Annotated in this window: 27 protein-coding genes; 16 read left to right on the top strand and 11 right to left on the bottom strand. The window is 69.9% G+C overall.

What is annotated here, in order from left to right:
* Positions 1 to 158 precede the first annotated feature (158 nt).
* Complete coding sequence (locus JR064_RS21015; protein ID WP_206231024.1) at positions 159 to 1,310, bottom strand: 5-(carboxyamino)imidazole ribonucleotide synthase; 1,152 nt, start codon at positions 1,308 to 1,310, stop codon at positions 159 to 161.
* Positions 1,307 to 1,810 carry a 5-(carboxyamino)imidazole ribonucleotide mutase gene (gene purE / locus JR064_RS21020; protein WP_179565443.1) on the bottom strand — a complete coding sequence of 168 codons (504 nt, stop codon included), beginning with the start codon at positions 1,808 to 1,810 and terminating at the stop codon, positions 1,307 to 1,309. Before purE ends, JR064_RS21015 begins: the two co-directional genes overlap by 4 nt.
* 58 nt (positions 1,811 to 1,868) lie before the next feature.
* Here purE and JR064_RS21025 point away from each other — a divergent pair, with 58 nt between their 5' ends.
* From JR064_RS21025 to JR064_RS21040, 4 genes are all read left to right on the top strand, one after another.
* Entirely contained in the window at positions 1,869 to 2,138 is a 270-nt protein-coding gene (locus tag JR064_RS21025; protein ID WP_039005221.1) for a Trm112 family protein, read from the top strand.
* On the top strand, positions 2,135 to 3,013 hold the full coding sequence (gene nadC / locus JR064_RS21030; RefSeq protein WP_206231025.1) for a carboxylating nicotinate-nucleotide diphosphorylase: 879 nt from the start codon (positions 2,135 to 2,137) through the stop codon (positions 3,011 to 3,013). Before JR064_RS21025 ends, nadC begins: the two co-directional genes overlap by 4 nt.
* A gap of 65 nt (positions 3,014 to 3,078) precedes the next feature.
* Positions 3,079 to 4,176 (top strand): DUF2272 domain-containing protein, encoded by a 1,098-nt coding sequence (locus JR064_RS21035; protein ID WP_206231026.1) that lies wholly within the window; start codon positions 3,079 to 3,081, stop codon positions 4,174 to 4,176.
* Positions 4,177 to 4,562: 386 nt separating this feature from the next.
* Complete coding sequence (locus tag JR064_RS21040; protein ID WP_191823945.1) at positions 4,563 to 4,907, top strand: DUF3301 domain-containing protein; 345 nt, start codon at positions 4,563 to 4,565, stop codon at positions 4,905 to 4,907.
* A 253-nt stretch (positions 4,908 to 5,160) separates the two neighbouring features.
* Here JR064_RS21040 and JR064_RS21045 read toward each other — a convergent pair whose 3' ends face one another.
* From JR064_RS21045 to JR064_RS21080, 8 genes are all read right to left on the bottom strand, one after another.
* Positions 5,161 to 5,595 (bottom strand): ClpXP protease specificity-enhancing factor, encoded by a 435-nt coding sequence (locus JR064_RS21045; RefSeq protein ID WP_191823944.1) that lies wholly within the window; start codon positions 5,593 to 5,595, stop codon positions 5,161 to 5,163.
* Positions 5,596 to 5,674: 79 nt separating this feature from the next.
* Positions 5,675 to 6,310: a glutathione S-transferase N-terminal domain-containing protein gene (locus JR064_RS21050; RefSeq protein WP_009598113.1), complete on the bottom strand. Its 636-nt coding sequence runs from the start codon at positions 6,308 to 6,310 to the stop codon at positions 5,675 to 5,677.
* A gap of 170 nt (positions 6,311 to 6,480) precedes the next feature.
* Complete coding sequence (locus tag JR064_RS21055; protein ID WP_369916650.1) at positions 6,481 to 7,212, bottom strand: cytochrome c1; 732 nt, start codon at positions 7,210 to 7,212, stop codon at positions 6,481 to 6,483.
* Positions 7,213 to 7,223: 11 nt separating this feature from the next.
* Positions 7,224 to 7,376, bottom strand: coding sequence for a hypothetical protein (locus tag JR064_RS21060; protein WP_191823943.1), 153 nt, complete (start codon positions 7,374 to 7,376; stop codon positions 7,224 to 7,226).
* Complete coding sequence (locus JR064_RS21065) at positions 7,369 to 8,631, bottom strand: cytochrome b (protein WP_179565454.1); 1,263 nt, start codon at positions 8,629 to 8,631, stop codon at positions 7,369 to 7,371. The genes JR064_RS21060 and JR064_RS21065 overlap by 8 nt, the downstream gene beginning before the upstream one ends.
* A 3-nt stretch (positions 8,632 to 8,634) precedes the next feature.
* Complete coding sequence (gene petA / locus JR064_RS21070) at positions 8,635 to 9,258, bottom strand: ubiquinol-cytochrome c reductase iron-sulfur subunit (protein ID WP_003478708.1); 624 nt, start codon at positions 9,256 to 9,258, stop codon at positions 8,635 to 8,637.
* A 138-nt stretch (positions 9,259 to 9,396) separates the two neighbouring features.
* Positions 9,397 to 10,353, bottom strand: a complete 957-nt coding sequence (locus JR064_RS21075) for a lytic transglycosylase domain-containing protein (RefSeq protein WP_206231027.1) — start codon at positions 10,351 to 10,353, stop codon at positions 9,397 to 9,399.
* 116 nt (positions 10,354 to 10,469) lie between these two features.
* Positions 10,470 to 11,435, bottom strand: coding sequence for a helix-turn-helix transcriptional regulator (locus JR064_RS21080; protein ID WP_206231028.1), 966 nt, complete (start codon positions 11,433 to 11,435; stop codon positions 10,470 to 10,472).
* Positions 11,436 to 11,510: 75 nt separating this feature from the next.
* On the opposite strand from JR064_RS21080, the gene JR064_RS21085 reads away from it, so the two are divergent.
* The 3 genes from JR064_RS21085 to miaB all read left to right on the top strand — a co-directional run bounded on the left by JR064_RS21085 (position 11,511) and on the right by miaB (position 14,960).
* The gene (locus tag JR064_RS21085) at positions 11,511 to 12,131 is read left to right on the top strand and encodes a glutathione S-transferase family protein (RefSeq protein ID WP_179565457.1); all 621 of its coding nucleotides are present in this window, start codon (positions 11,511 to 11,513) and stop codon (positions 12,129 to 12,131) included.
* Positions 12,132 to 12,229: 98 nt separating this feature from the next.
* The gene (locus JR064_RS21090) at positions 12,230 to 13,300 is read left to right on the top strand and encodes a DUF4344 domain-containing metallopeptidase (protein WP_179565459.1); all 1,071 of its coding nucleotides are present in this window, start codon (positions 12,230 to 12,232) and stop codon (positions 13,298 to 13,300) included.
* A 193-nt stretch (positions 13,301 to 13,493) separates the two neighbouring features.
* Complete coding sequence (miaB, locus tag JR064_RS21095) at positions 13,494 to 14,960, top strand: tRNA (N6-isopentenyl adenosine(37)-C2)-methylthiotransferase MiaB (RefSeq protein ID WP_206231029.1); 1,467 nt, start codon at positions 13,494 to 13,496, stop codon at positions 14,958 to 14,960.
* Positions 14,961 to 15,035: 75 nt separating this feature from the next.
* Here the strand turns inward: miaB and JR064_RS21100 are convergent, their stop codons facing one another.
* Positions 15,036 to 15,830 (bottom strand): helix-turn-helix domain-containing protein, encoded by a 795-nt coding sequence (locus JR064_RS21100; protein ID WP_206231030.1) that lies wholly within the window; start codon positions 15,828 to 15,830, stop codon positions 15,036 to 15,038.
* A 197-nt stretch (positions 15,831 to 16,027) separates the two neighbouring features.
* Here JR064_RS21100 and JR064_RS21105 point away from each other — a divergent pair, with 197 nt between their 5' ends.
* The 9 genes from JR064_RS21105 (at position 16,028) to JR064_RS21145 (ending at position 23,595) form a co-directional block, all read left to right on the top strand.
* The gene (locus JR064_RS21105; protein ID WP_206231031.1) at positions 16,028 to 17,344 is read left to right on the top strand and encodes an FAD-binding oxidoreductase; all 1,317 of its coding nucleotides are present in this window, start codon (positions 16,028 to 16,030) and stop codon (positions 17,342 to 17,344) included.
* A gap of 1 nt (position 17,345) precedes the next feature.
* Positions 17,346 to 18,227 (top strand): class I SAM-dependent methyltransferase, encoded by an 882-nt coding sequence (locus JR064_RS21110; RefSeq protein WP_206231032.1) that lies wholly within the window; start codon positions 17,346 to 17,348, stop codon positions 18,225 to 18,227.
* A gap of 122 nt (positions 18,228 to 18,349) precedes the next feature.
* A complete protein-coding gene (locus JR064_RS21115) occupies positions 18,350 to 19,336 on the top strand; it encodes a PhoH family protein (protein ID WP_191823939.1) in 987 nt (328 codons plus the stop codon).
* The gene (locus tag JR064_RS21120) at positions 19,333 to 19,890 is read left to right on the top strand and encodes a hypothetical protein (protein ID WP_206231033.1); all 558 of its coding nucleotides are present in this window, start codon (positions 19,333 to 19,335) and stop codon (positions 19,888 to 19,890) included. The genes JR064_RS21115 and JR064_RS21120 overlap by 4 nt, the downstream gene beginning before the upstream one ends.
* Before the next feature lie 134 nt (positions 19,891 to 20,024).
* Complete coding sequence (locus tag JR064_RS21125; protein WP_241093214.1) at positions 20,025 to 20,891, top strand: hypothetical protein; 867 nt, start codon at positions 20,025 to 20,027, stop codon at positions 20,889 to 20,891.
* Between the two features lie 56 nt (positions 20,892 to 20,947).
* Positions 20,948 to 21,433: an rRNA maturation RNase YbeY gene (gene ybeY / locus JR064_RS21130; protein WP_185816012.1), complete on the top strand. Its 486-nt coding sequence runs from the start codon at positions 20,948 to 20,950 to the stop codon at positions 21,431 to 21,433.
* A gap of 80 nt (positions 21,434 to 21,513) precedes the next feature.
* Positions 21,514 to 21,957, top strand: a complete 444-nt coding sequence (locus JR064_RS21135) for a hypothetical protein (RefSeq protein ID WP_206231034.1) — start codon at positions 21,514 to 21,516, stop codon at positions 21,955 to 21,957.
* 59 nt (positions 21,958 to 22,016) lie between these two features.
* On the top strand, positions 22,017 to 22,601 hold the full coding sequence (locus tag JR064_RS21140; protein WP_179565470.1) for a hypothetical protein: 585 nt from the start codon (positions 22,017 to 22,019) through the stop codon (positions 22,599 to 22,601).
* A gap of 112 nt (positions 22,602 to 22,713) precedes the next feature.
* Positions 22,714 to 23,595 carry a CorC family transporter gene (locus tag JR064_RS21145; RefSeq protein ID WP_179565471.1) on the top strand — a complete coding sequence of 294 codons (882 nt, stop codon included), beginning with the start codon at positions 22,714 to 22,716 and terminating at the stop codon, positions 23,593 to 23,595.
* Positions 23,596 to 23,661: the final 66 nt, after the last annotated feature.

Below are 23,661 nucleotides of genomic sequence, written 5' to 3' on the forward strand. Positions count from 1 at the left end.
GGGGATTGGGGATTGGGGATTCGGGATGAACGGCCGGCGGCGGCGGTGAAGCGCTCCGGGATTCGACGAATGACGGCTGACGCGTAGTCGCGCGTGGCGCTGGCGCCCTTTCGGGCCACGCCCAGCCGCGGGGCCTGGGCGCGGCACCCTCGGCCCGCTCAACCCTGCGCGCGCAGGGTCTCGATCACCGGCGCGACCTGGTCGCCGCGCTGCAACTGCGCGCCGACCGTCTGCAGCGCCTGCGCCAAGGCGGCCGGCGTGTCCTCGCGCAGCGTGGCGTGGCCGACCTTGCGGCCCTCGCGCGCGTCCTTGCCGTAGTCGTGCCAATGCCCGCCAGGCTGCGCCAGCACCGGCACGGCGTCGGGCATCTGCCCGATCCAGTTGAGCATGCAGGCATGGCCGAGCATGTGCGTGGACCCCAGCGGCAGGCCCAGCACCGCGCGCAGGTGGTTCTCGAACTGCGAGGTCTCCGCGCCTTCGATGGTCCAGTGGCCGGAGTTGTGCACCCGCGGCGCCATCTCGTTGGCGAGCAGTTCGCCGTCGCGGCAGAACAGTTCCAGCGCGAACACGCCCACGTACTGCAGGCGCTCGGCCAACGCCTGCGCGTGGGCGATGGCGGCCCGCTCCAGCGCGGCATCGGCCTGCGCCGGGGCCAGGCTGGCCGACAGCACCCCCTGCACATGCCAGTTCTCGGTCAGCGGCCAGGTGCGGAACTCGCCGTCGCGGCCGCGCACCGCGACCACGCTGATCTCGCGCTGGAACGGCACGAAGGCTTCCACGATCAGGCCCACGCTGGCCGCCTGCGCGCCCAGCGCGGCCCACGCCGCATCGGCATCGGCCGCGGACTTGATCCGGAACTGGCCCTTGCCGTCGTAGCCCAGGCGCCGGGTCTTGAGAATGCACGGGGTGCCGACCTGCGCCAGCGCCGCGTCCAGTTCGGCGCGGCTTCCGATCGCGGCGAAATCGGGCACCGGGATGCCCAGTTCGCGGAACAGGGTCTTTTCGGCCAGGCGATCCTGCGCCACCGCAAGCGCGCGCGGGTTCGGGAAGACCGGCACCTGCCCGGCCAGCCATTCGGCACTGGCCGCCGGCACGTTCTCGAAATCGAAGGTGGCCACGTCGACCCTGGCCGCGAACGCGGCCAGCGCCGCCTCGTCGCGGTAGTCGCCGACCTGCAGCGGCGCGACCTGCCCGGCGCAGGCGTCGGCCACCGTATCCAGCATCACGAAGCGCAGCCCCAGCGGCGCACCGGCCACGGCCATCATCCGCGCCAACTGGCCGCCGCCCAGGATTCCGACAGTGGTGCTCATTGGCGCGGGTCGTCCTTGGCCATCACCTCGTCGGTCTGGCGCTGGCGGAAATCGTCCAGCGCAGCAGCGATGTCTGCGTGTTCGGCGGCGAGCATCGCCGCGGCGAACAGCGCGGCATTGGCCGCACCGGCGTTGCCGATCGCGAACGTGGCCACCGGGATGCCGGCCGGCATCTGCACGATCGACAGCAGCGAATCCAGGCCGTTCAGCGCCTTGGACTGCACCGGCACGCCGAGCACCGGCACCGCGGTCTTGGCCGCGAGCATGCCCGGCAGGTGCGCCGCGCCGCCGGCGCCGGCCACGATCGCGCGCAGGCCGCGCGTGGAGGCCGCTTCGGCATAGGCGAACAGCACGTCCGGGGTGCGGTGCGCGGACACCACCTTCACTTCATAGGGCACGCCCAGCGCATCGAGTTTCTGCGCCGCATGCTGCATGGTCTCCCAGTCGGAGCGGGAACCCATCACGATGCCGACGAGCGGCGCGGTTTGCTTGGAGGTCATGGCCGTCCCCTGCCTTAAAGACGTATTCTAGCCGTCTTCCACGCAAGACGAAGACCGGATGGATCGCAAACTGCTCGACCTGCTGTGCTCGCCCGACACCCGCCAACCGCTGGCCCTGCTGGATGCGCGCGGCCTGGAGGCGCTGAACCGCGCCATCGCCGCCGGCGGCGTGCAGCGCGCCGACGGCAGCCCGCAGGCGCAAGCGCTGCGCGAGGCGCTGATCACCCGCGACCGCAAGCAGCTGTTCCGCGTCGACGACGGCATCCCGGTGCTGTTGGCCGAAGAAGCGATCGGCACCGCCCAGCTCGCCGACTTCCCCGGCAAATGAGCGGCGCCGCGGCGCCGCTGCAGCCGCCGGCGCAGGCATCGATCGACGCCGACGTGGCACGCGCGTTGGCCGAGGACATCGGCAGCGGCGACGTCACCGCCGCGCTGCTGCCCGACCGCGCCGACAGCGCCTACCTGCTGTGCAAGCAGGACGCGGTGATCGCCGGCCGGCCCTGGTTCGACGCCTGCCACCGCGCGCTCGACCCGCAGGTGCGGATCGACTGGCGCATCGCCGAAGGCGAACGCGTCGCCGCGGGCACCGTGCTGGCGCTGCTGCACGGGCGCAGCCGCGCGCTGGTCAGCGCCGAGCGCGCCTCGCTGAACTTCCTGCAGACCCTGTCCGCGACCGCGACCGCCACCGCCGCCTACGTGGCCGCGGTCGCCGGCACCGGCGCGCGCATCCTCGACACGCGCAAGACCCTGCCCGGCCTGCGCCTGGCGCAGAAGTACGCGGTGCGTTGCGGCGGCGGCAGCAACCACCGCTTCGGCCTGTACGACACGGTGATGCTGAAGGAAAACCACATCCACGCCGCCGGCTCGCTGAGTGCGGCGGTGCAGGCCGCGCGCGCGCAATGGCCGGACCTGCCGCTGGTGGTCGAGGTGGAGACGCTGGCGCAACTGCGCGAAGCCTTGACGGTGGGCTGCGACCGCATCCTGATCGACGACTTCGATGCGGCGCAGCGCCGCGAAGCGGTGGCGATCGCCGCGGCCGCGCCGTTCCACCGCGCGATCCCGCTGGAGGTGTCCGGCGGCGTCGACCTGGACGGCGTGCGCGCGATCGCCGCCGACGGCGTGGACTGCATCTCCATCGGCGCGCTGACCAAGCACGTGCAGGCGGTGGATCTGTCACTGAAGCTGGGACCGCCGCCGCACTGACTTCACGGCCACGGCCACGCCGCTCTGCGACGCTGCACGCATCCCCCTATTCACCGAGTTCGCCGATGGCCCGCCCCTGGTTCGCGTTGTTGTGTGCCGCCGCCCTGTTTCCCGCCGGCCGCGCGGCTGCCGCGGAGGTGTGCGACCTGCCGCCGCGCTTCGGCCTGACGCCCGCCGCCGTCGCCATCGTGCGCACCGCCTGCAACGAGCACCGCCTGTGGTGGCGGCCGTTCATCGATCGCGACGGCCGACTCGCCGGCCTGCGCGTGACCGAGGCCGAGCGCAGCTATCTCGCCGATCACGGCATCGAAGCCTGGCAGCGCGTGGCCGCCTATTGGCGCGACAGCGGCACGCTGGGCGCGATGGGCGGCAGCGACGGCGCCGCCAGCTGCCAGCAACTGGACGGCTCGCGCTACCGGCAGGCGGACTGCCGCGCGTTCATCGTCGACAACCCGTGGTCGGCGGCGTTCGTGTCCTGGGTGATGGTGCGCGCCGGCGTCGGCGGCTTCCGCACCTCGGTGCGGCACATCGACTACATCCGCGCCGCCTACCAGGCCGGTGCCGACGGCCTGCCCTACCGTTACGCCGACCCGCAGCAGGACAAGCCCGCGCCGGGCGACCTGCTGTGCTTCCTGCGCGGGCGCAAGCAACCGCTGGGCGCGGCCGGGCTGCGCGAGGCGCTGGCGCGCGGCGGCGCGCTGCCGTGGGAATCGCATTGCGACATCGTGGTCGCGGCCAACGTCGGCGGCGACCACACGCTGTACCTGATCGGCGGCAACGTGCTCAACGCGGTGACCATGCGCAAGCTGCCGCTGGACCGCGCCGGCCGCCTGCAGCTGGAGGCGCCGCTGGCGCAGGACCAGGCCGGCGACGACGGCGCCGGCCTGGAGTGCACGCCCGGCCGCGAAGAGCTGTGCGACTTCAATCGCCAGGACTGGGCGGCGCTGCTGCAGCTGCAACCGCAGGCGCAGTTGCAGCCGCCGGTGACGCCGGGCGTCGTTCCCGCCGTGGATCCGGCCGCGCCGCCGGCCACCGCGCCGATGGTGCCACCGCCGGCATCCGGCACGGCGCCAGCCGCACCGGCCGTACCGACCGCACCGTCCCCCGCAGCGGCGACACCGGGGGCACAACCGTCGGCGACCGAACCGCTGCCGGAACGCTAGCGTTCTATCGAATGCTTGCGGCCTTCAGGATCCGTACCGGCTCGCCTCGATCCATCGGTCGCAGCAGGCTTTGTCGGTGAGGCCTGTCGCGACTGAAGTCGCTCCCACAAGAGGCCTTGAGTCGCACACGAAAACGTCGCGCTCGCGATCGGCGCTCCTTCGAACGAATCCCAGCCACGGCCCCAGCTCCAGCCCAGCCCCGATTCCCGATTCCCGATTCCCGATTCCCGAGTCCCGATTCCCGAGTCCCGAGTCCCGAGTCCCGAGTCCCGAGTCCCGAGTCCCGATTCCCGAGTCCCGAGTCCCGAGTCCCGAGTCCCGAGTCCCGAGTCCCGAGTCCCCAACCAAGCATTGCCGCTCCACCCCGCGTCTCGCTACAGTGACGCATGCCTAGCCTGATCCTGTTGATGATTGCCGGCGCCGCGGTGTTCGCGTTCTGGAACGCGTCGCGCGCCGCCGCCGAACGCGCCGAGAGCCTCGGCCGCAATGCCTGCAAGGCCGCCGATGTGCAGTGGCTGGACCAGAGCGTGCACGGCACCGGCCTGCGCCTGCGGCGCCTGCCCAGCGGCTGGCTCGGCTTCGAGCGGACCTTCCGCTTCGACTATTCCTACGATGGCATCGATCGCCACAGCGGTCGCCTGGTGCTGCTCGGCGATCAGCTGATCGCCTTCACCGGGCCCTCGGTGGCCACGGTGACGGCGCTGCACGAAGGCCGTGCGCCGCGCGAGTGAGGCGCTGCCTCGTCGTTCGCGAAGTCGTTCCGCAAGGGCTCCCGCAGGACAGACAAGATGTTCTGCACGCATGTCGGTCGCGCCTGAAGGCGCTCCTACAGGGCCTCGATCCAACCTGGCCTTGGCGCGCGCGAACCGTGGCGAATGGTGCGCAGCGCCTGGCGATGCGCGCGATCCGCCGGGCATCGATGCCGCCAGCGGATCGGACGATCGCTCCGGCCACATGCGCGCCGGCGCGGGTCCGACGTCGCCGTTACTTCACCACGCGCAGATGCGGGCGCTTGCCGCCGGTGCCGTCGTCGGAACCGCTGGGGCGCGGCGGCGGGGTGTCGTCGCCCGGCGGCTCGGTGGCGCCGTGGATATCGTCCGGCAGCGCCATGCCCTGCCCGGTTTCGCGCGCGTACACCGCCAGCACTGCGGCCATCGGCACCTGCACCGGATAGCTGACGCCGCCGAAGCGCGCAGTGAAGCTGACCCCGTCGTTGTCGATCTGCAACCGCACCACCGCGCGTTCGGCGATGTTGAGCACCACCCGGCCGTCCTTGACCGCGCTCGGCGGCACCTGCACGTTGGGCAGGCCCGCATCCACCAGGATGTGCGGGGTCATGCCGTTGTCGTTGATCCACTCCACCAGCGCCCGCAACAGGTACGGGCGATGGCTGGTCATGCGGGAAATATCGTCGGTCATGCGCCAATTCTACGCGTCGGCACGCAATGGCGCCGGCGCAACGCGGGAAAAACCGGATGCGCCACGCGCGGCCGGAACATCAGGCCGGCAGGTCGCGCAGCTTCTTTTCCTGATCCGTCAGGCTGCGGATGAAACCGGGATTGCGGAAGATGCGGTTGCCGTAGTCCTCGATCGCCTTGCCGTCCTTGGGCAGCGGAATGTCCAGCGCCTGCAGGCGCCAGATGATCGGCGCCATCGCGCAATCGGCCAGGCTCATTTCCGGATTGAGGAAGAACTTGCTGGCCTTGAACAGCGGCACCGACGCGGTCAGCAGCTCCTTGAGCCGCTTGCGCCCGGCCTCGGCCTGGGCCTTGTTGCCGAGCTGGATCGCCTGCACCTGCGGCACCCAGTCGTGCTCGATGCGCAGCATGGCCAGGCGCAGGCGCGCGCGCGACAACGGATCGACCGGCATCAGCGGCGGATGCGGATAGCGCTCGTCCAGGTATTCGCTGACCACGGAGGCGGCGTACAGCACCAGCTCGCGCTCCACCAGGGTCGGCACCGAGTGGTAGGGATTGAGATCGATCAGGTCTTCGGGAGGATTCTGCGGATCCACCGCCACGAAATCGTAGGTCACGCCCTTTGCGGCGAGCACCAGACGGACGCGGTGGCACAGCACATCATCCGTGGAAGAAAACAACGTCAAGGTATTTCGCATACGCACACTCGCCGCCATTCAAGGCTCTCCGACGACCGGAATCCGCCGGCCGCATCGATGCCGCCAACACCCTGCTGACGGTCATCACGGCCCCTGAGTGTGCAACCCTCGCTCGCAAAAGCCAATAGGATGAACAGGGGATCGGGTCAGCAACGATGCAGACAACGCGCCGGCACTGCGGCCGACGCTCAATGCACGTCCTTCCAGTATTCCTTCTTCAGCAGATAGGCCAGGAAGGTCAGCAGCGCCAGGAACAGCACCACCCACACGCCCAGGCTCTGCCGCTTCAGCGCGGCCGGTTCGCCGGCGTATTCGAGGAAGTTGCTGATGTCGCGGACCGTCTGGTCGAACTGCGCCGGCGTCTCCCTGCCCGGCGAGGCCAGTTGCAGCCGCTCCACCGGCTTGTCCACGCCGGGCTGCTCGGCCTTGCCGTAGATCGGCTGCTGCAGGCCCTGCAGCTCCCACAGCGGATTGGGCATCGAGGCGTTGGCGAACAGCTTGTTGTTCCAGCCCAACGGGCGCGACTGGTCCAGATAGAACGACTTCAGGTAGGTATAGACCCAGTCGGTGCCGCGCACGCGCGCGATCAGGCTCAGGTCCGGCGGCGCCTTGCCGAACCACTTGGTCGCCGCATCGTGCGGCATCGCCGCCTCGATGTGCTCGCCGACCTTGGCGCCGGTGAAGTTGAGGTTGGCCATCACCTCGTCCTCGCTCAGGCCCAGGTCCTCGGCCATGCGCGAGTAGCGCAGGTATTTCAGCGAATGGCAGCCGGAACAGTAGTTCATGAACAGCTTGGCGCCGCGCTGCAGCGAGGCACGGTCGCCGAGATCGTTGCCGGCCTGCTGGGTGGCGCCGCCCTCGGCGGCCAGCGCCGAGGCGGACAACAGCAGCGCGGAGGCGAAGCAGGCCAGAACGGACATCAGGCGCTTGCTCATAGGGATCCCTCCGCCATCGCACCGAACAGGGAGCCGAGCGCCTGCCGGCCCCAGAACACGATCTGCCCCAACGGCAGCAGGTAGCTCATGGCGGACAACAACGCGACGCTCGCGGAGCAGGCCAGGACGGCAATCACGGGCTTAGTCATGGGTGGTCACCCGCTCCGGCACCGGCTTGGTCCGGTCCAACGTGGTCCAGACCGGCATGGTCAGGAAGAATCCGAAGTACAGCACGGTCAGCACGCGCCCGATGATGGTCTCGCTGGCATCGGTGCCGGGACCGGAACCGATCACCCCGAGCCAGACGAAGCACACCGCCAGCACGCCCAGCATCACCCTGGAGATCCAGCCGCGGTAGCGGATCGACTTGACCTTGGCGCGGTCCAGCCACGGCACCAGGAACAGGATCGCGATCGCCGAGAACATCACCAGCACGCCGCCCAGCTTGTTCGGCACCACCCGCAACATCGCGTAGTACGGCGTGTAGTACCACACCGGCTTGATGTGCTCGGGCGTGACCAGGCGGTTGGCCTCGGTGAAGTTGTCGTGCTCCAGGAACAGGCCGCCGAACGCGGGCACGAAGAAGATGATGAAGGCGCCGATCAGCAGCAGGAAGCCGACCCCGACCAGGTCCTTGACCGTGTAGTACGGGTGGAACGGAATGCCGTCGGCCGGCTTGTTCGGATCCCAGCGGTTGCCCTTCGGCCCCTTCTTGATCTCCACGCCGTCGGGGTTGTTGGAACCGACCTCGTGCAGCGCGCCCAGGTGCAGCACCACCAGCAACAGCAGTACCAGCGGCAGCGCGATCACGTGCAGCGCGAAGAAGCGGTTGAGGGTGGCGTCGGACGGCAGGTAGTCGCCCATGATCCACTCGGTCAGGCCGTTGCCGATCACCGGGATCGCGCCGAACAGCGAGATGATCACCTTGGCGCCCCAGAACGACATCTGCCCCCACGGCAGCACGTAGCCCATGAAGGCCTCGGCCATCAGCACCAGGTAGATCAGCATGCCGAGGATCCACACCAGCTCGCGCGGCTTCTTGTAGCTGCCGTAGAGCAGCCCGCGGAACATGTGCAGGTACACCACGATGAAGAACAGCGAGGCGCCGGTGGAGTGCATGTAGCGGATCAGCCAGCCCCACTCCACGTCGCGCATGATGTACTCGACCGAGTTGAACGCCTCGGCCGCGCTGGTCTTGTAGTGCATCGTCAGGAAGATGCCGGTGACGATCTGGTTGACCAGCACCACCATCGCCAGCGAACCGAAGTAGTACCAGAGGTTGAAGTTCTTCGGCGCGTAGTACTCGCTGACGTGCTTGCGGTAGAACGGCATCAGCCCCGGCGCGCGCTCGTTGACCCAGTCGAACACGTTGCCCGCGGTGCGGGTAAGGAGATTGTCGGCCATGGCTTACGCTGCCCCCTTCGCGGACGAACTGGGATCGACGCCGATGATCAGCGTGTTGTCGTCCTGATAGTGATGCGGGGGCACCAGCAGGTTGATCGGCGCAGGCACGCCCTGGAACACGCGGCCGGCCATGTCGAAGCGCGACTTGTGGCAGGGGCAGAAATAGCCGCCCTTCCATTCCGGATCGTAGGGTTCGGGGCGGATCTCGGCGACCATCTCCGGCGAGCAGCCCAGGTGCGTGCACAGCCCGACCAGCACCGAGATGTCGGGCTTGATCGAACGGCCCTCGCCCTTGATGTAGGCCGGCTGCTGGTCGGTGACCTCGGACTTGGGGTCCTTGAGCCGCCCATCCAGCGTCGGCAACGCATCCAGGATCGCCTTGGAACGCTTGACGATCCAGATCGGCTGACCGCGCCACTCCAGGATCAGGCGCTGGCCTTCCTGCAACGCGCTGATGTCGGCGGTGACCGGCGCACCGGCCAGTTTGGCCTTGGCGCTGGGGTTCCAGGACTTGATGAAAGGAACCGCGACGAAACCCGCACCCACCGCGCCCACCACCGCCGTGGTGGCGGTGAGAAAGCGGCGGCGTCCTGCATTAACAGAATCGTTGACCCCATCGTTGGCCATCCGGCACTCCGATTTTTTGATTGGGTAGCATTAGGCTGCCAGCGGTTCGGTGGGGGTCGAACCGCATAAAATCCACTGCAGTGTAGCGGAACCCTTAACGCGCAGACAATGCATCGTCGCGACGGCAACGAGAATGCCTCAATGCGCCGTCGCCAGCACGCCGCGGTAGCGATCGGCGAGCACGCCGACGCGCTGCACGTAGCGCTGGGTCTCGCTGTACGGCGGCACCCCGCCGTGTTTGTCTACCGCGCCTTCGCCGGCGTTGTAGCCGGCGGCGGCCAGGGTCAGGTTGCCGTTGAAGCGCTTCAGCAGCCAGGCCAGGTACTGCACGCCGCCGCGGATGTTCTGCGATGCATCGAACGAATCGCTGACCCCGAAGCGGCGCGCGGTCGGCGGCATCAGCTGCATCAGGCCCTGCGCGCCGGCACGGCTCAGCGCCATCGGGTTGTAGGCCGACTCGGCATGGATGATCGCGCGCACCACCGCCTCGTCGACCCCGTACTCGCGCGCGGCGGCGGCGATCTCGCTCTGGTAGGCGGTGGTGTTCAGCCGCACCGCACCGAAGTTCAGGCCGGGGTTGGCGCAGGCGTAGCAGGTCTCGATGAAGCTGTAGCGGATGGTGCGCACCGCGCCGAGGCTGGCGACCTGGGTCGGCCGTGCGCTGGTGTAGTGGCGCACGCCGTCCTTCATATAGGAATAGACCTGGCCGCTGACCACCCGCCGCGGCGCGGTACCGGTCATGGCAGGCACGGGGGCCACACTCTTCGGCGCCACGCTGGCGGCGACCGGCGTCGGCGCCGCGGCCGGCGTGCTGATGATGGTGGCCGGGGCGCCGGACTGCGGCGCGGCCAGGGTGACGACACCGCGATTGGACGCACGCTCGGTGGAGACTGCGGCAACCGCGGGCGCAGCACGTGCGGCGCGGCGGTCGGGCACATAGCTGCCAACCACGCTGCAACTGGCGCCGGCCACGCGCTTGCTGACGTAGCTGGGTACGCCGTCGCCACCGATGCATTTGTATAGGGTGCCCGCGCTGGCCGGCATTGCCGACAGCGTTGCGATTGCCAGCCCCAGAAGCCCCACCATCCCCTTCATGGCGGCGAGTGTCCCAACTTCGCCGGCGCTTGCCAAGTGCGCGGCGACGGCAGCGGGACCGGCCGCCCGTTTCCATGCGAGCCGCGCGGCGCGCCCGGCCGGCTCGATCGGCCCGCTCACTCGGCCGCGCCCGGCAACTGCGCCAGCAGCTCGCCCAGCATGGCACGCAGCCCGGCGGTCACCGCCGCGTCGGCCTGCAGCGACACGAAGGGCACGCCCAGGGTCAGCAACTGCGCCGCCAGCCACGGCAATCCGTCGGCCAGCATCGACAGCCGGCAATAGCCGTCCTGCTCGGCCTCCAGGGTTCCGCACCAGGACGGAATGCGCGGCCCCAGGTCGCCCATGCTGCCGCGCAGGCGCACGCTCAGCCCGCACTGCAGCGGCAGCGGGCTGTGCCGGATCGCGTCGCGCACCATCGCGGCCGGATCGCGCGGCGGCAGGCGCAGCGCGATCGTCTCGCCCGGCTGCAGCGGCGGCACGATGCGTTCGGCGCGGAACGTCCGCCAGTCGGCACGCTCGCGGTCCCAGCCCAGCAGGTACCAGCGGCGCCCGTAGTTGACCAGGCGCAGCGGCTCGATCAGGCGCTGGCTGCGGCGCCCGGCATGGTCGCAGTAGCCGAAGCCGAGCAGGCGCCGATCGCGGCAGGCGCTGGCGATGCCGGTCAGCACCTGGGTGTCCGCCGCCGGCTCCTCACCCAGCGACAGGGTGACCGCCTGCAAGGCCCCGGCGCGCTGCCGCACCCGCGCCGGCAGCAGCGGGTCGAGCTTGGCCAGCACCCGCAGCGCGGTGTCCTCCAGGCCGCCCATGCTGGCGGCGGCCGCACGCAGTGCCACCGCGACCGTCACCGCCTCGTCGTCCTCGAACAGCAGCGGCAGCATCTGCGCACCGGCCGCCAATCGGTAGCCACCGCCAACGCCTGACGAGGCCTGCACCGCATAGCCCAGGGCGCGCAGGCGCTCGATGTCGCGGCGCAGGCTGCGCCGGTCCACGCCCAGGCGCTCGGCCAGCTCCGCGCCGGCCCAGACCCGGCGGGTCTGCAGCAGGCCGATCAGGCGCAAGGTGCGGGAGGCAGGGGAAGCCATGGCGCACGGTATTGCGGACAGAATCCGTCCGCAATAGCGCCTAGCATGGCCGCTCGATCACCGAGGAGAGCCGCCATGCCCATCGCCGACCGCCATGTGACCCTGTACCACAACCCCAAATCCCGCTCCAAAGGCGTGCTGATCCTGCTCGAGGAACTGGGCGCCGACTACACGCTGGACCGCATCGACTTCGCCAGCGGCGCGCAGCTGGAACCGGCGTACCTGGCGATCAACCCGATGGGCAAGGTGCCGGCGATCGACCACGCCGGCGCGGTGGTCACCGAACAGGTGGCGATCTACCAATACCTGGCCGATCTGTACCCCGAAGCCGGGCTGGCGCCGGCGATGGGCGATCCGCGCCGCGGCCCCTACCTGCGCTGGCTGGCGTTCTACGGCTCGGCGTTCGAGCCGGCGGTGATCGACCGCGCGCTCAAGCGCGAGGCGCCGCCCCGGGCGATCTCGCCGTATGCCGACTGCGACACGGTGATGGGCGTGGTCGACGACCAGCTGGCGCGCGGCGACTACCTGCTCGGCGACCGCTGCACCGCGGCCGACGTGCTGTGGGGCAGCGCGCTGGGCTGGATGATCGGCTTCGGCCTGGTCGATCCGCCGGCGCCGACCCGCGCCTATGTCGAACGCATGGCGGCGCGGCCGGCGGTGCAGCGCGCGCAGGCGATCGATGCCGGAAGCGCCTGACGCAGCGGCATCTTCCCAGCGGGCAATCGGCACCGTACCATCTCGCCGCAGCTCAGCCGGGAAGCGCCGGCCGCCACCGTCACCAAGGAAGGAAACGCATGCAAAAGACTCTCATCGCGATCTTGATCGTGGCGCTGTGCGCCGTAGGCGGCGGTTGGGCCTACACCGCATGGAAGGGGCAACAGACCGCCGCCGTCGTGCCCGCGACGCTGCCCCCGCCGGCCAAGCCCGCGGCCAAGGGCGCCTCCGCCGATGCGGTCGCCGATGCCGCCGCCGGCAATGCGGTCGATGCGCAGCAGGGTCCGCAGCCGGAGGCGGCCAAGGACGCGACGACCGAGGAACCGAAGGCCGAGGGCGTCAAGTTCACCTACGAATACGTGCCGCCGCGCGATCCGGCGCTGCAGGAAGCGTACGACTTCTCGGTCAAGATCGACATCCTGCATCGCCTGCCCGAGGTCAACGCGATGGACGGGCTGCTGATGCTGCCCGGCCCGCTGCACCTGATCACCGCCGAGTGCAAGCAGACCAACGCCTTCTATTCGCCGACCAAGCACGAGCTGGTGCTGTGCTACGAAATGGTGGAGATGCTGATCAAGATCGGCGCCAGCCTGGGCGAGCAGAACCAGGACGACAGCTTCAGCGCGCGCTTCCTGCTGGCGAACACCCGCTTCATCATGCTGCACGAATTCGGCCATGCGCTGATCGACATGCTGAGCCTGCCCAGCACCGGCCGCGAGGAGGATTCGGCCGACCAGCTCGCCTCGTCGCTGATGCTGATGTTCATGGCCCCCAACGAGTCGCCCGGCGACCTGGCCGAGAACCTGCGGCTGGCCGGCCTGTTCTTCGTGCTCAACACCAAGGAGCAGTATGGCGCGGCCGACTTCGCCGACGAGCACTCGCTCGGCCAGCAGCGCTTCTACAACCTGATGTGCATGCTGTACGGACGCGACCCGGGCAAGTACCTGCGCCTGGTGACCAGCGGCATGCTGCCCGAGGATCGCGCCCAGCGCTGCCCCACCGAGAGCAGCCGCATCACCACCGCCTGGGCCAAGCTGCTGCTGCCGCACATCGCGCCCAAGTACCAGATGAGCGGCGAAGAAGCGCAGAAGCGCTACGAAGAGGCGAAGCGCAAGCAGGAAGAGAACGCCGAGTCGCCTTACGTGCGCTGAGGCGCCTTCCGCGGCAGCGCGCCGCTCGCGGTGCCGGCGCGGCGCGGGGACGGCGGCGGGCCGTCCCGCCGCGAAACGCCTTGCGCGGCGCCGGTTCGCCGCCGCCCGCCGCGGCAGTGCCGGTTCCCGATACAATGATCGGCTGATCGCAGCCATCGCCGGCCGCGCCCGCAACCCGTCTGGAGTAAGCGCCATGCCCGGGACGCCAGCCCCCGTTTCGCCGATCGCGGCTCCCGCCGCGAGCGCCCCTGCCCTGTTGCCGCTGCCTGCCGCCCGGCCCGCGGCGCCTGCGGTGGTACGCGGCAAGCTGTACATCAAGACCCACGGTTGCCAGATGAACGAGTACGACTCGGCCAAGATGGCCGACGTGCTCGCCGCCGCCGAGGGCCTGGAACTGACCGACAACCCCGAAGAAGCCGACGTGGTGCTGGTCAACACCTGCTCGATCCGCGAGAAGGCGCAGGAGAAGGTGTTCAGCCAGCTCGGCCGCTGGAAGGCGCTGAAGGCCGGCGGCAAGCCGGTGATCATCGGCGTCGGCGGCTGCGTGGCGTCGCAGGAGGGCGAGGCGATCGTCAAGCGCGCGCCGTACGTGGACCTGGTGTTCGGCCCGCAGACCCTGCACCGGCTGCCGGAGCTGATCCGCGCGCGGCGCGAGTCGGGCAAGTCGCAGGTGGACATCAGCTTCCCCGAGGTCGAGAAGTTCGACCGCCTGCCGGAACCGCGCGCCGAAGGCCCGTCGGCGTTCGTGTCGATCATGGAAGGCTGCTCCAAGTACTGCTCGTTCTGCGTGGTGCCCTACACCCGCGGCGAGGAGATCAGCCGGCCGTTCGAGGACGTGCTGGTGGAAGTGGCGCAGCTGGCCGCGCAGGGCGTGCGCGAGATCAACCTGCTCGGCCAGAACGTCAACGCCTACCGTGGGCCCTACGCCGACGCCGAGGCCGGCGAGGAGCCGCAGTACGCCGACCTGGGCCTGCTGATCCGCAGCATCGCGCAGATCGACGGCATCGGCCGCATCCGCTTCACCACCTCGCATCCGCTGGAGTTCAGCGATTCGCTGGTGGACGCGTATCGCGACGTGCCGCAGCTGGCCAACTACCTGCATCTGCCGGTGCAGGCCGGCAGCGACCGCATCCTCAGCGCGATGAAGCGCGGCTATACCGCGCTGGAATTCAAGCAGAAGATCCGCAAGCTGCGCGCGGTGCGCCCGGACATCTCGATCAGTTCGGACTTCATCGTCGGCTTCCCCGGCGAGACCGACGCCGACTTCGACAAGACCATGAAGCTGATCGAGGACGTGGGTTTCGACCAGAGCTTCTCCTTCATCTACTCGCGCCGCCCGGGCACGCCCGCGGCGGACCTGGAAGACGACACTCCCGACGCGGTCAAGCACGCGCGGCTGGCGCGGCTGCAGGCGCACATCAACGCGCACTCGCTGCAACTCTCGCGCGACATGGTCGGCAGCGTGCAGACAGTGCTGGTCGAAGGCCCGTCGAAGAAGAACCCGGCCGAACTCACCGGTAAGACCGAGAACATGCGCTCGGTGAACTTCCCCGGACACCCGCGCCTGGTCGGCCAGTTCGTCGAGGTGGCGATCACCGAGGCGCTGAGCAACTCGCTGCGCGGGCGCCTGGTGACTGCCGAGCAGGCCCCCGGCGCGTAGCGCGCAGGTGCGCGCCGCGGCGGCCGGCGCGCGTGACGCTGCCAGGCCTGCGCGACGCCAGGCCCGGCAACGGCGCTATGACGCCCGGCCGCGCCGGTTGCCGCCGGCGCGCGACGACGCGCCGGCCACCGGCGCATCCGCCACACGCAGGCTGTCGGCGATCGAGAACACCCATGGCCGCATCGCCGCCAGCATGCCGACGCTGCGCCGGCGTTCGCGCGGCAGGCTGACGTCCGCGTCGGCCGCCTCGCGGAACTCGACCACCAGCCGCTCCAGCTTGCGCCGCAACGCGGCGATCGACGCATCGCCCAGTTCGCGCACTTCCAGCGCCAGTAGCGCCTCCTGCGCGGCGAATGCGTCCTGCATGAATTCGCGGCTGGCCGCGCCCAGGTACCGCGCCCGCACCGGGCCGTCGTCGCGCCAGGAGAAGTCGCGCGCGACCCGCAGCCGCACGCGATCGCCCGGCAGCAGCTCGATCAGGCCGACGCCGTCCAGGCGCGCCAGCAACTGCAGCAGTTCGGCAGGCGCCATCGCGTAGTCCGCCGCGATCGCCTCGCTGCGCCAGCCCTGGCACAACAGGTGGAACACCATCATCAGGCGCGGCGCATCGGCCAGCGCTTGTTCCTGGCGCAGGGTCAGCAGGCGGCGCGATTCGCGGGTGGCGCTGGCGGCGCGCGCCAGTTCGAAGAAATCGATCTCCAGCACCTCGCAGATTCGCTCCAGGCGATCCAGGTCCATGCGGCCGGTCGACAGGATGCGCTTGATCGTCGGTTCCGACACGCCGACCGCGGCCGCCAGGTCGGCATAGCGCCAGCCGCGCTCCTTCAGCAGTTGCTTCAGCGCAACGAGCAAACGTTCGCGTTCGAGCATGGACGCGGCATCCTGTGGAATGCGACGCAAGGTATCACAAAGCAATACTTCGATTTTCATAGTTGCGCAAGGCGATACCGGACGGCATGGTCGCCCGGCCTTCACCTTGATCGCCGCCCATCCTCCCCGACACGCTCCCGTGCGAACACCTGCTCAACGACGTGCATTCGCGGCTCAATGCCACGCCGGTACGCCTGATGACGCCGACGACGGTGCCCGACGCCGCCGAGATGGTGCGCGCCTGCGCCCGCGCCGGCCGCAGCCTCATCGCCGCCGGCGCGCGCCACGCGATGGGCGGGCAACAGTTCCTGTCGCACGGCCAGGTCCTGGACACCTCGGCGCTGGACCGGGTGCTGGCCTTCGATGCCGAGCGCGGTCTGCTGACCGTCGAGGCCGGCATCCGCTGGCCGGCGCTGCTGGACTGGCTGCGCCGACACCCGGGCAACACGCGCGGCTGGACCATCCGGCAGAAACAGACCGGCGCCGACGACTTCAGCCTGGGCGGCGCCTTCGCCGCGAACGTGCATGGCCGCGGCCTGCGCTATGCGCCGTTCGTCGAGGATGTCGAGTCGGTGCGGCTGATCGATGCGGCGGGGCGCAGCGTCGACGCAAGCCGCGAGCGGAATCCACGCCTGTTCGCCCTTGCTGCCGGCGGCTATGGACTGTTCGGCCTGGTGGTGCAGCTCACCCTGCGTCTGACCCCGCGCCAGGTGCTGCAGCGCCGCGTCCGCCTGCTGCGCGTGGCCGGCCTCGCCCAGGCCTTCGAGCAAGCGATCGCGGCCGGTGCATGCCATGGCGATTTCCAATTCGCCATCGATCCGGCCAGCGACGACTTCCTCGATCTGGGCGTGCTGTCGTGCTATTACCCGGCGCCGGGGCAGCCGATCGACGCGCCATCGCACCTGAACTCCGCCGACTTCGCCGCCCTGCTGCTGTTGGCGCATACCGCCCCGTCGCGCGCCTTCGACGCCTACGCCGCGTTCTACCTGGGCACCGATGGCCAGCGCTACCACTGCGACAGCCAACAGAGCGGCGTCCATCTCGGCGACTACCACGGCGCGGTCGACCGGGCGCTGGGCCATCGCGGCTCGGAGATGATCACCGAGCTCTATGTGCCGCGCGCCTGCCTGGCCGGGTTCATGGCGCGCGCCGCCGCAAGCCTGCGCCGCTGCGCCGCGCAGCCGATCTACGGCACGGTGCGACTGGTCGAGGCGGACCCCACCAGCGTGCTGTGCTGGGCACGGCAGAATTGGGCCTGCATCGTGTTCAACCTGCATGTCCACCACGATCCGGTGGGCATTGCCGCCGCGAGCGAGGCATTCCGCGCGCTGATCGACGATGCGCTGCACTTCGGCGGCAGCTATTACCTGACCTATCACCGCTGGGCCACGGTCGACCAGTTGCAGGCCGCGCATCCGCGCATCGACGCATTCCTCGCCGCCCAGCGCGAATGCGATCCGCACGGCCTGTGGCGCAGCGACTGGTACCGCCACATCGCCGCGCTGCGCAGCTGACATGGCGCGCCTCTCCACCGCACAGGTGCTCGCCGCGGCGGCCGTGCTACAAGCGCGCACTGGCGCCGATGGCTCGGCGTGGAATGCGCGCGTGGCCGAGGCGTGCCTGCGGCACGGCGGCGGGACCGGCGCGCGCCTGCTGCATGCGCTCGGCACGCGCAAGGGACGCGGCCTGCTGCGGCTGCTGGAAGACGCCATGCTGCCGGGGATCACCGCACACTATGCATGGCGCAAGCGCCGCATCCGCGCCTGGGCCGAACAGGCCTGCGCCGATGGAACGCGACAGGTCGTGATCCTCGGCGCGGGCTTCGATGGGCTGGGCACGGAACTGGCTGGCGGCGCCGCGCAGCCACGGGTCTATGAAGTCGATCTGGCGCCCACGATCGCGCTGAAACGCCGCGCCCTGGCGTCGTTGAGGTTCGACCGGCCGCGCCTGCACTTCGTCGCGTGCGATCTGGCGCAGGCGGCGTTGCCAGTCGCGCTCGTCGGCGCGCCGCAGTTCGATCCCGACGCGGCCACGCTGGTGATCGCCGAAGGCGTTGTGATGTACCTGCCCATCCCGGCGGCGCTCAGGCTGCTGCACGGACTGGCCGGGTTGCTGCGGCAGGCGCGCTGCATCGCCACCGCGATGCAGACGCGCGCCGACGGCCGCGCGGATTTCGTCCTGGCACGCCCCTGGCTGCGCCATTGGCTGCGCTGGAACGGCGAGCCGTTCCGTTGGGGATGCAGCAGCGCGGCGTTGCCGGGGGCGTTGCGGCGCGCCGGACTTGCGATGGACACATTGGCGGACCCCGACGACCAGGCCGACCCGGATCCGTGTCCGGGAGAATGGCTGTTCGCCGGCGCCATCCTGCCCGGCCCACGGCCTGCCCTTGGCCGCTGACGCACGTGTTCGCCAGCGCCTGCATGCCTGCCCTCGTCTGGCCCTTCACAGCCCCGCGCGCTACGCTTCTCTCCCCTGTCCAACGACGCAGGCGTCGCCTCGCGCGCCGCGTACGACCTTCGATGACCATCCCCGCACAACGCGATTTCACCCTGGAACCCGCCGACACCGAACGCCTGGCCAACCTGGCCGGGCCGTTCGACGCGCACCTGCGCCAGATCGAACTGCGCCTGGGCGTGGAGATCTCCAACCGCGGCAACGTGTTCCGGATCACCGGCCCGTCCGCCGCGGTCGCCGCCGCCGAGGTGCTGCTGCAAGCCCTGTATGCCGAGGCCGACAGCGTCGTGTTCGACGACCAGGCCATCCACCTGCGCCTGAACCAGGCCAATGTCGACCGCGTCGCGCAGCGCGCCTACGAACCGCAGGAAGTAGCGATCAAGGTCAAGCGCGGCACCGTGCGCGGCCGCGGCGCCAACCAGGCCAAGTACCTGCACCAGATCGCCAGCCACGACATCAATTTCGGCGTCGGCCCGGCCGGCACCGGCAAGACCTTCCTGGCGGTGGCCAGCGCGGTCGAGGCGCTGAACGAATCGCGCGTGCAGCGGCTGATCCTGGTGCGCCCGGCGGTGGAAGCCGGCGAGAAGCTCGGCTTCCTGCCCGGCGACCTGAGCCAGAAGGTGGATCCCTATCTGCGCCCGCTGTACGACGCGCTGTACGAGATGCTCGGCGTGGAGAAGGTGATCAAGCTGCTGGAAAAGAACGTCATCGAGATCGCACCGCTCGCCTACATGCGCGGGCGCACGCTCAACGACGCCTACGTGATCCTGGACGAGGCGCAGAACACCACCATCGAACAGATGAAGATGTTCCTGACCCGGCTGGGCTTCGGCTCCACCGCGGTGGTCACCGGGGACCTGACCCAGATCGACCTGCCCAAGCACGTCAAGTCCGGCCTGCGCGACGCGATCGAGGTGCTGCACGAGGTCGAAGGCGTCAGCTTCACCTTTTTCGAGGCGCGCGACGTGGTGCGCCACCCGCTGGTGGCGCGCATCGTCACCGCCTACGAAAAGCGCGACCTCATCGACAAGGCGACCGGCCCGGCCGCGTGACCCGGCGCTGGCCCGGCGTTGCACTGACCGCCCTGCTCGGCACGGCCTGCAGCCCTTGCGGCCTGGCCCAGACCCGAGCGGCGATTCCGGCGACGCCACAGCGTATCGCCCTCGCCCAGGCCATGGCGCCCCCATGCCTGTCGGTCAGGGTCGAGCAGGCGACCATCAGCCTGCCCGGCGCGGAACTCGAACGCGTCGCCGATGCGCGGCACACCTCTGCCGCCATGCCGAAAGACGAAGAGCGACAGCGGCTGGCCTGGATCGCCGGAGGGCGTGCACAGGCGCTGTTGGCCGCCACCAGCGACGCACGCGACCGCTTCGGCTGCGCCGTGGTCGAAAAGGCACGGGTGCCTTCCGATGCCTTGTATCTGGTGGGCCAACTGCTCGAACGCGGGCAGGCTGCCGTTTGGACGAACGCGCCGCCGGGCCTGGCGCCGGCGATCGAGGTCGAGCGCAGCGACCCGCACTGCCAGCAGGGCCCGATGGGCAGCGTTCTCTACCGCGTCGCCGGCGGCGGACCGCCATTGCTGATGCTGATCGAATGCGTCACCTGATCCCGCGGTAGCGGCGACCGCCGACAGCGTCCTGGAACCGCGGCATCGGTCGCCAACTGGACCGCGTCCTGCATCCGCTCAAGCCTGGGCGCAACCGGCTTACACTGCCGCCACGTATGCACTGGGGGAGTGCCATGTTCCGTTGCCGTTCGCTGCTGTTCGCCTGCCTGCTGGTCGTGTTCGCAAGCGCGGCGCCCGCCAAACCGAAAGCACCGCCGGCGCGCGCCTACGTCGAGACCAGCTATCTGGTCGCGCCGAAAACGGTGGGCGATTTCGCCCTTATCCGCAGCAAGTACGATCCCGCCGCCAAGTTGGCTGGCGCCGGCTTCCACTACGCATTGGCGGACCAGCCGGCACTGGTGATCGATGTCTTCGTGTATCCGGCTGGACGGCTGGATCCTGCCAAGGCCATCGCTGACGGCATGGTGGCGTTCCGCGCCGACCTGGCAGCGGCAGTGTCCCAAGGCGCCTATACGCAATTGCGCGAACTGGGCGATGAGCCGTTCGCGCTGAACGGCGACGCCGCACCGTCGCCCCAGGCGGACAACGACGCCGATGCGGCGGTGCTCGCGGCCATCGCCCAGTCTGAACGGGTCCACGGCCAGAAGCTGCGGCTGGACATGCATCGGACCTCGACGGACATGCCGTTGTTCTCCAACGGCTACCTGTTCTACAAGCAGCTTTACTATTTCAAGGTCCGCGTGTCCGCAGCACAGGAACGCATCGCGCGGGACAGCTTCGACGCGCTCGCCGACCAGGCCGCGCGCGCGCTCGTGCCGGCCATCCACGTGGCCAACGTCGGCGGCTGCGCGGACGCGACCATCCACATCGACGTGAACGATACGCCCGAGCAGAGCGCCGTGGCACTGGTCCGCCAGGCCACGACGCACATGGGCTTCAACTGCCATGGCTCGGTCAAGGACGCGGGCATCGATGGGCAAGCTGGCACCGCCGAGGTGATCGAAATCGCCTACACCGCCGACGACTGGAAGTCGCGGTGACGCGCCGCACGCGCGATACTGTCGGCTCCTGTCCGCTCTGAAATGCCGGTATCGCCATGACCAAAGGTCCGGTCCACCTCGACGTCGGCGTCAGCTACGCCCTGCCCCGCGCCGGATTGCCGGCGGCGGCGAGCTTCCGCAAGTGGGTGGCGGCGGCGCTGAAGGGCCGCATCCGCGAGGCCGACCTGGCGATCCGCCTGGTCGACGACAAGGAAGGCCGCTCGCTCAACCACCACTACCGCGGCAAGGACTACGCCACCAACGTGCTCAGCTTCCCGGCCGAGCTGCCCGAAGGCCTGCCCAAGGGCGTCAAGCTGCCGCTGCTCGGCGACCTGGTGATCTGCGCGCCGGTGGTGGCGCGCGAGGCCGCCGAACAGGGCAAGCCGCTCAACGCCCACTACGCGCACCTGACCGTGCACGGCGTGCTGCACCTGCTCGGCTGGGACCACGAGGACGACAAGGAGGCCGATGCGATGGAGCAGCTGGAGCGCGAGATCCTGGCCGACCTGGGCGTGGGCGACCCCTACGCCGGGGAACGCTGACGCCTGTCGCGCGCGGCGCGTTTTTCGACAGCTGACGAGCAAGGGGGACACGGATGTTCGAACCAGCACCAGCCACACAGGTGGAAACCCGCCCAGGCCCAGCGCGATGGCATGGCCTCGCCGCGGCCCTGTGGGGCATCGGCCTGACCGCCTCCGTCTATCTGGGCCTGATCCGTCCGGCACCGCTGTTCGCCGGCAGCGGCAGCCTGCCCGAACCGTTGCTGCCCTGGTTGGGCGCACTCGCGCTGCTGGTGCTGGCGACCACGCCCAGCGCCTGGCGCTGGTTCTACCTGCGCCGGCGGCAAGCGCGGGTCGGCGGCCCGGTGCGCGTCGCCGCCCACACCGGACGGGTCGCGCTGCTGTGTCCGCTGTCGATCGGCGCGTGGCTATGCTGCCGCCACTTGAACACCCAGCTCGACAGCGGCGGCACGCTCGCTGCGCTGTCCGTGCTGTACCTGGCCAGCGCGCTGCTGACCCTGTCCAGCGCGCGGCACTGGCTGGTCAAGCGCTGGCGCGGGCGCTAACGTTGCCGCGCGGCCGCTGCGCCGCAACTCCCCCGCTTTCCGGCCCGAGGTCCAGCGCGTTGATCCGTCCATCGTTGCTTCTGTTCGCACTCGCGGCCGCGCTGCCCGCTGCGGCCGCTCCCGCACCCGCCCCTGCACCCGCCATCGACCTGCCGGCGCTGCTCGAATGCCGCCAGCGCGTGGCCGATTTCGCCGCGCTGGGGCCGCTGCTGGCCGATCCGCTGAAAGCCGTCGCGCAGGGCTGGCGGCCGCTGCCGCAGTCCAACCTGTTCATGCGCGAATACGAACTGGTGCGGCCGATCCAGGTGTTCGGCCACAGCACCACGCGCATCGCCGTCGCCGGCGCCAGCGTGATGGCGATCCTGGACCTGCCCGATCCGCGCCCGCTGGCCAAGCAACTGCAGCTGGAAGCGGCGGTGGACACGCCGGACAAGGCGATGTTCGGCCGCGAGCTGGTCAGCCGCGACGTGACCGATCCCAAGACCGGCGAGCCGATGATCGAATCGATCATCCTCAGCCTGTCCACGGTGAAGTCGCACCCCGGCCAGACCCTGGCCGGTTGCAGCTACAGCCTGGACCTGCCGGAGGACCCGGACGCGCCGCCGGCGCCGGACCCGCTGCACACGCCCGCCAGCGGCGGCTGAACCCGCCCCCGCGCGCGCCGCCGCGGCCGCCGCCGGCGTCGCGGCTCTGTCCCATTGGCCCTGCTAGACTTGTGCACATCGCCCGGCAGACCGGGTGCCGTATCCATAGAACATGTCAGAAGACGACTCTAGTAGCTCCCCTCAGGAAACCCACGAAAAACGCCGCGGCTGGCTGGAACGCCTGAGCTCGGTTTTCTCCGGCGACCCGCACACCCGCGACGACCTGGTCGAGGTGCTGCGCGACGCCCAGCACGACGGGCTGATCGCCGCCGACACCTTGCGCATGATGGAAGGCGCGCTGTCGGTGTCCGAACTCACCGTCGGCGATGTGATGGTCTCGCGCTCGCAGATGGTGTCGCTGTCGGCGGAGGCGCGCTTTCTCGACCTGATGAAGCAGGTGGTCGAATCCGGCCATTCGCGCTTCCCGGTGCATGGCGAGAACAAGGACGACATCCTCGGCATCCTGCTGGCCAAGGACCTGCTGCGCGGCGTGGTCGCCGACCACGGTCCGGGCACGGTGCGCGAGCTGCTGCGCCCGGCGGTGCTGATCCCCGAGTCGAAGAAGCTCAACGTGCTGCTCAAGGAGTTCCGGCTCTCGCGCAACCACATGGCGATCGTGGTCGACGAGTACGGCGGCGTCGCCGGCCTGGTCACCATCGAGGACGTGCTGGAGCAGATCGTCGGCGAGATCGACGACGAGCACGACGATGCCGAGGACGAAGCCTCGCTGATCGCCGCGCAGGCCGACGGCCAGTACGTGGTCGACGCGCTGACCCCGATCGAGGATTTCAACGAACGCTTCGGTGCCGACTTCTCCGACGACGACTACGACACCGTCGGCGGCCTGGTCACCGAGGCCATCGGCCACCTGCCGGAAACCGGCGAGGAGCTGACCCTGGGACGCTTCGCGTTCCGCGTGGCGCGCGCCGACGCGCGCCGGGTGCAGGCCTTCCACGTCACCATCCTGCCGCCCGACCCGCAGGAAGACGCTTGATCGCCCGCCCGCTGTCGCGCTGGCCGGCACGCGGCTGGCCGCAATGGCTGCTGGGCACGCTGCTGG

It is taken from the genome of Xanthomonas bonasiae (genome assembly GCF_017163705.1).
In the GTDB taxonomy this organism is placed as follows: domain Bacteria; phylum Pseudomonadota; class Gammaproteobacteria; order Xanthomonadales; family Xanthomonadaceae; genus Xanthomonas_A; species Xanthomonas_A bonasiae.

Excerpts from the sequence above, each read along its gene's own strand:
- JR064_RS21015 (WP_206231024.1), bottom strand. The coding sequence starts at position 1,310 with ATGAGCACCACTGTCGGAATCCTGGGCGGCGGCCAGTTGGCGCGGATG.
- purE (WP_179565443.1), bottom strand. The coding sequence starts at position 1,810 with ATGACCTCCAAGCAAACCGCGCCGCTCGTCGGCATCGTGATGGGTTCC.
- JR064_RS21025 (WP_039005221.1), top strand. The coding sequence starts at position 1,869 with ATGGATCGCAAACTGCTCGACCTGCTGTGCTCGCCCGACACCCGCCAA.
- nadC (WP_206231025.1), top strand. The coding sequence starts at position 2,135 with ATGAGCGGCGCCGCGGCGCCGCTGCAGCCGCCGGCGCAGGCATCGATC.
- JR064_RS21035 (WP_206231026.1), top strand. The coding sequence starts at position 3,079 with ATGGCCCGCCCCTGGTTCGCGTTGTTGTGTGCCGCCGCCCTGTTTCCC.
- JR064_RS21040 (WP_191823945.1), top strand. The coding sequence starts at position 4,563 with ATGCCTAGCCTGATCCTGTTGATGATTGCCGGCGCCGCGGTGTTCGCG.
- JR064_RS21045 (WP_191823944.1), bottom strand. The coding sequence starts at position 5,595 with ATGACCGACGATATTTCCCGCATGACCAGCCATCGCCCGTACCTGTTG.
- JR064_RS21050 (WP_009598113.1), bottom strand. The coding sequence starts at position 6,310 with ATGGCGGCGAGTGTGCGTATGCGAAATACCTTGACGTTGTTTTCTTCC.
- JR064_RS21055 (WP_369916650.1), bottom strand. The coding sequence starts at position 7,212 with ATGTCCGTTCTGGCCTGCTTCGCCTCCGCGCTGCTGTTGTCCGCCTCG.
- JR064_RS21060 (WP_191823943.1), bottom strand. The coding sequence starts at position 7,376 with ATGACTAAGCCCGTGATTGCCGTCCTGGCCTGCTCCGCGAGCGTCGCG.
- JR064_RS21065 (WP_179565454.1), bottom strand. The coding sequence starts at position 8,631 with ATGGCCGACAATCTCCTTACCCGCACCGCGGGCAACGTGTTCGACTGG.
- petA (WP_003478708.1), bottom strand. The coding sequence starts at position 9,258 with ATGGCCAACGATGGGGTCAACGATTCTGTTAATGCAGGACGCCGCCGC.
- JR064_RS21075 (WP_206231027.1), bottom strand. The coding sequence starts at position 10,353 with ATGAAGGGGATGGTGGGGCTTCTGGGGCTGGCAATCGCAACGCTGTCG.
- JR064_RS21080 (WP_206231028.1), bottom strand. The coding sequence starts at position 11,435 with ATGGCTTCCCCTGCCTCCCGCACCTTGCGCCTGATCGGCCTGCTGCAG.
- JR064_RS21085 (WP_179565457.1), top strand. The coding sequence starts at position 11,511 with ATGCCCATCGCCGACCGCCATGTGACCCTGTACCACAACCCCAAATCC.
- JR064_RS21090 (WP_179565459.1), top strand. The coding sequence starts at position 12,230 with ATGCAAAAGACTCTCATCGCGATCTTGATCGTGGCGCTGTGCGCCGTA.
- miaB (WP_206231029.1), top strand. The coding sequence starts at position 13,494 with ATGCCCGGGACGCCAGCCCCCGTTTCGCCGATCGCGGCTCCCGCCGCG.
- JR064_RS21100 (WP_206231030.1), bottom strand. The coding sequence starts at position 15,830 with ATGCTCGAACGCGAACGTTTGCTCGTTGCGCTGAAGCAACTGCTGAAG.
- JR064_RS21105 (WP_206231031.1), top strand. The coding sequence starts at position 16,028 with ATGACGCCGACGACGGTGCCCGACGCCGCCGAGATGGTGCGCGCCTGC.
- JR064_RS21110 (WP_206231032.1), top strand. The coding sequence starts at position 17,346 with ATGGCGCGCCTCTCCACCGCACAGGTGCTCGCCGCGGCGGCCGTGCTA.
- JR064_RS21115 (WP_191823939.1), top strand. The coding sequence starts at position 18,350 with ATGACCATCCCCGCACAACGCGATTTCACCCTGGAACCCGCCGACACC.
- JR064_RS21125 (WP_241093214.1), top strand. The coding sequence starts at position 20,025 with ATGTTCCGTTGCCGTTCGCTGCTGTTCGCCTGCCTGCTGGTCGTGTTC.
- ybeY (WP_185816012.1), top strand. The coding sequence starts at position 20,948 with ATGACCAAAGGTCCGGTCCACCTCGACGTCGGCGTCAGCTACGCCCTG.
- JR064_RS21145 (WP_179565471.1), top strand. The coding sequence starts at position 22,714 with ATGTCAGAAGACGACTCTAGTAGCTCCCCTCAGGAAACCCACGAAAAA.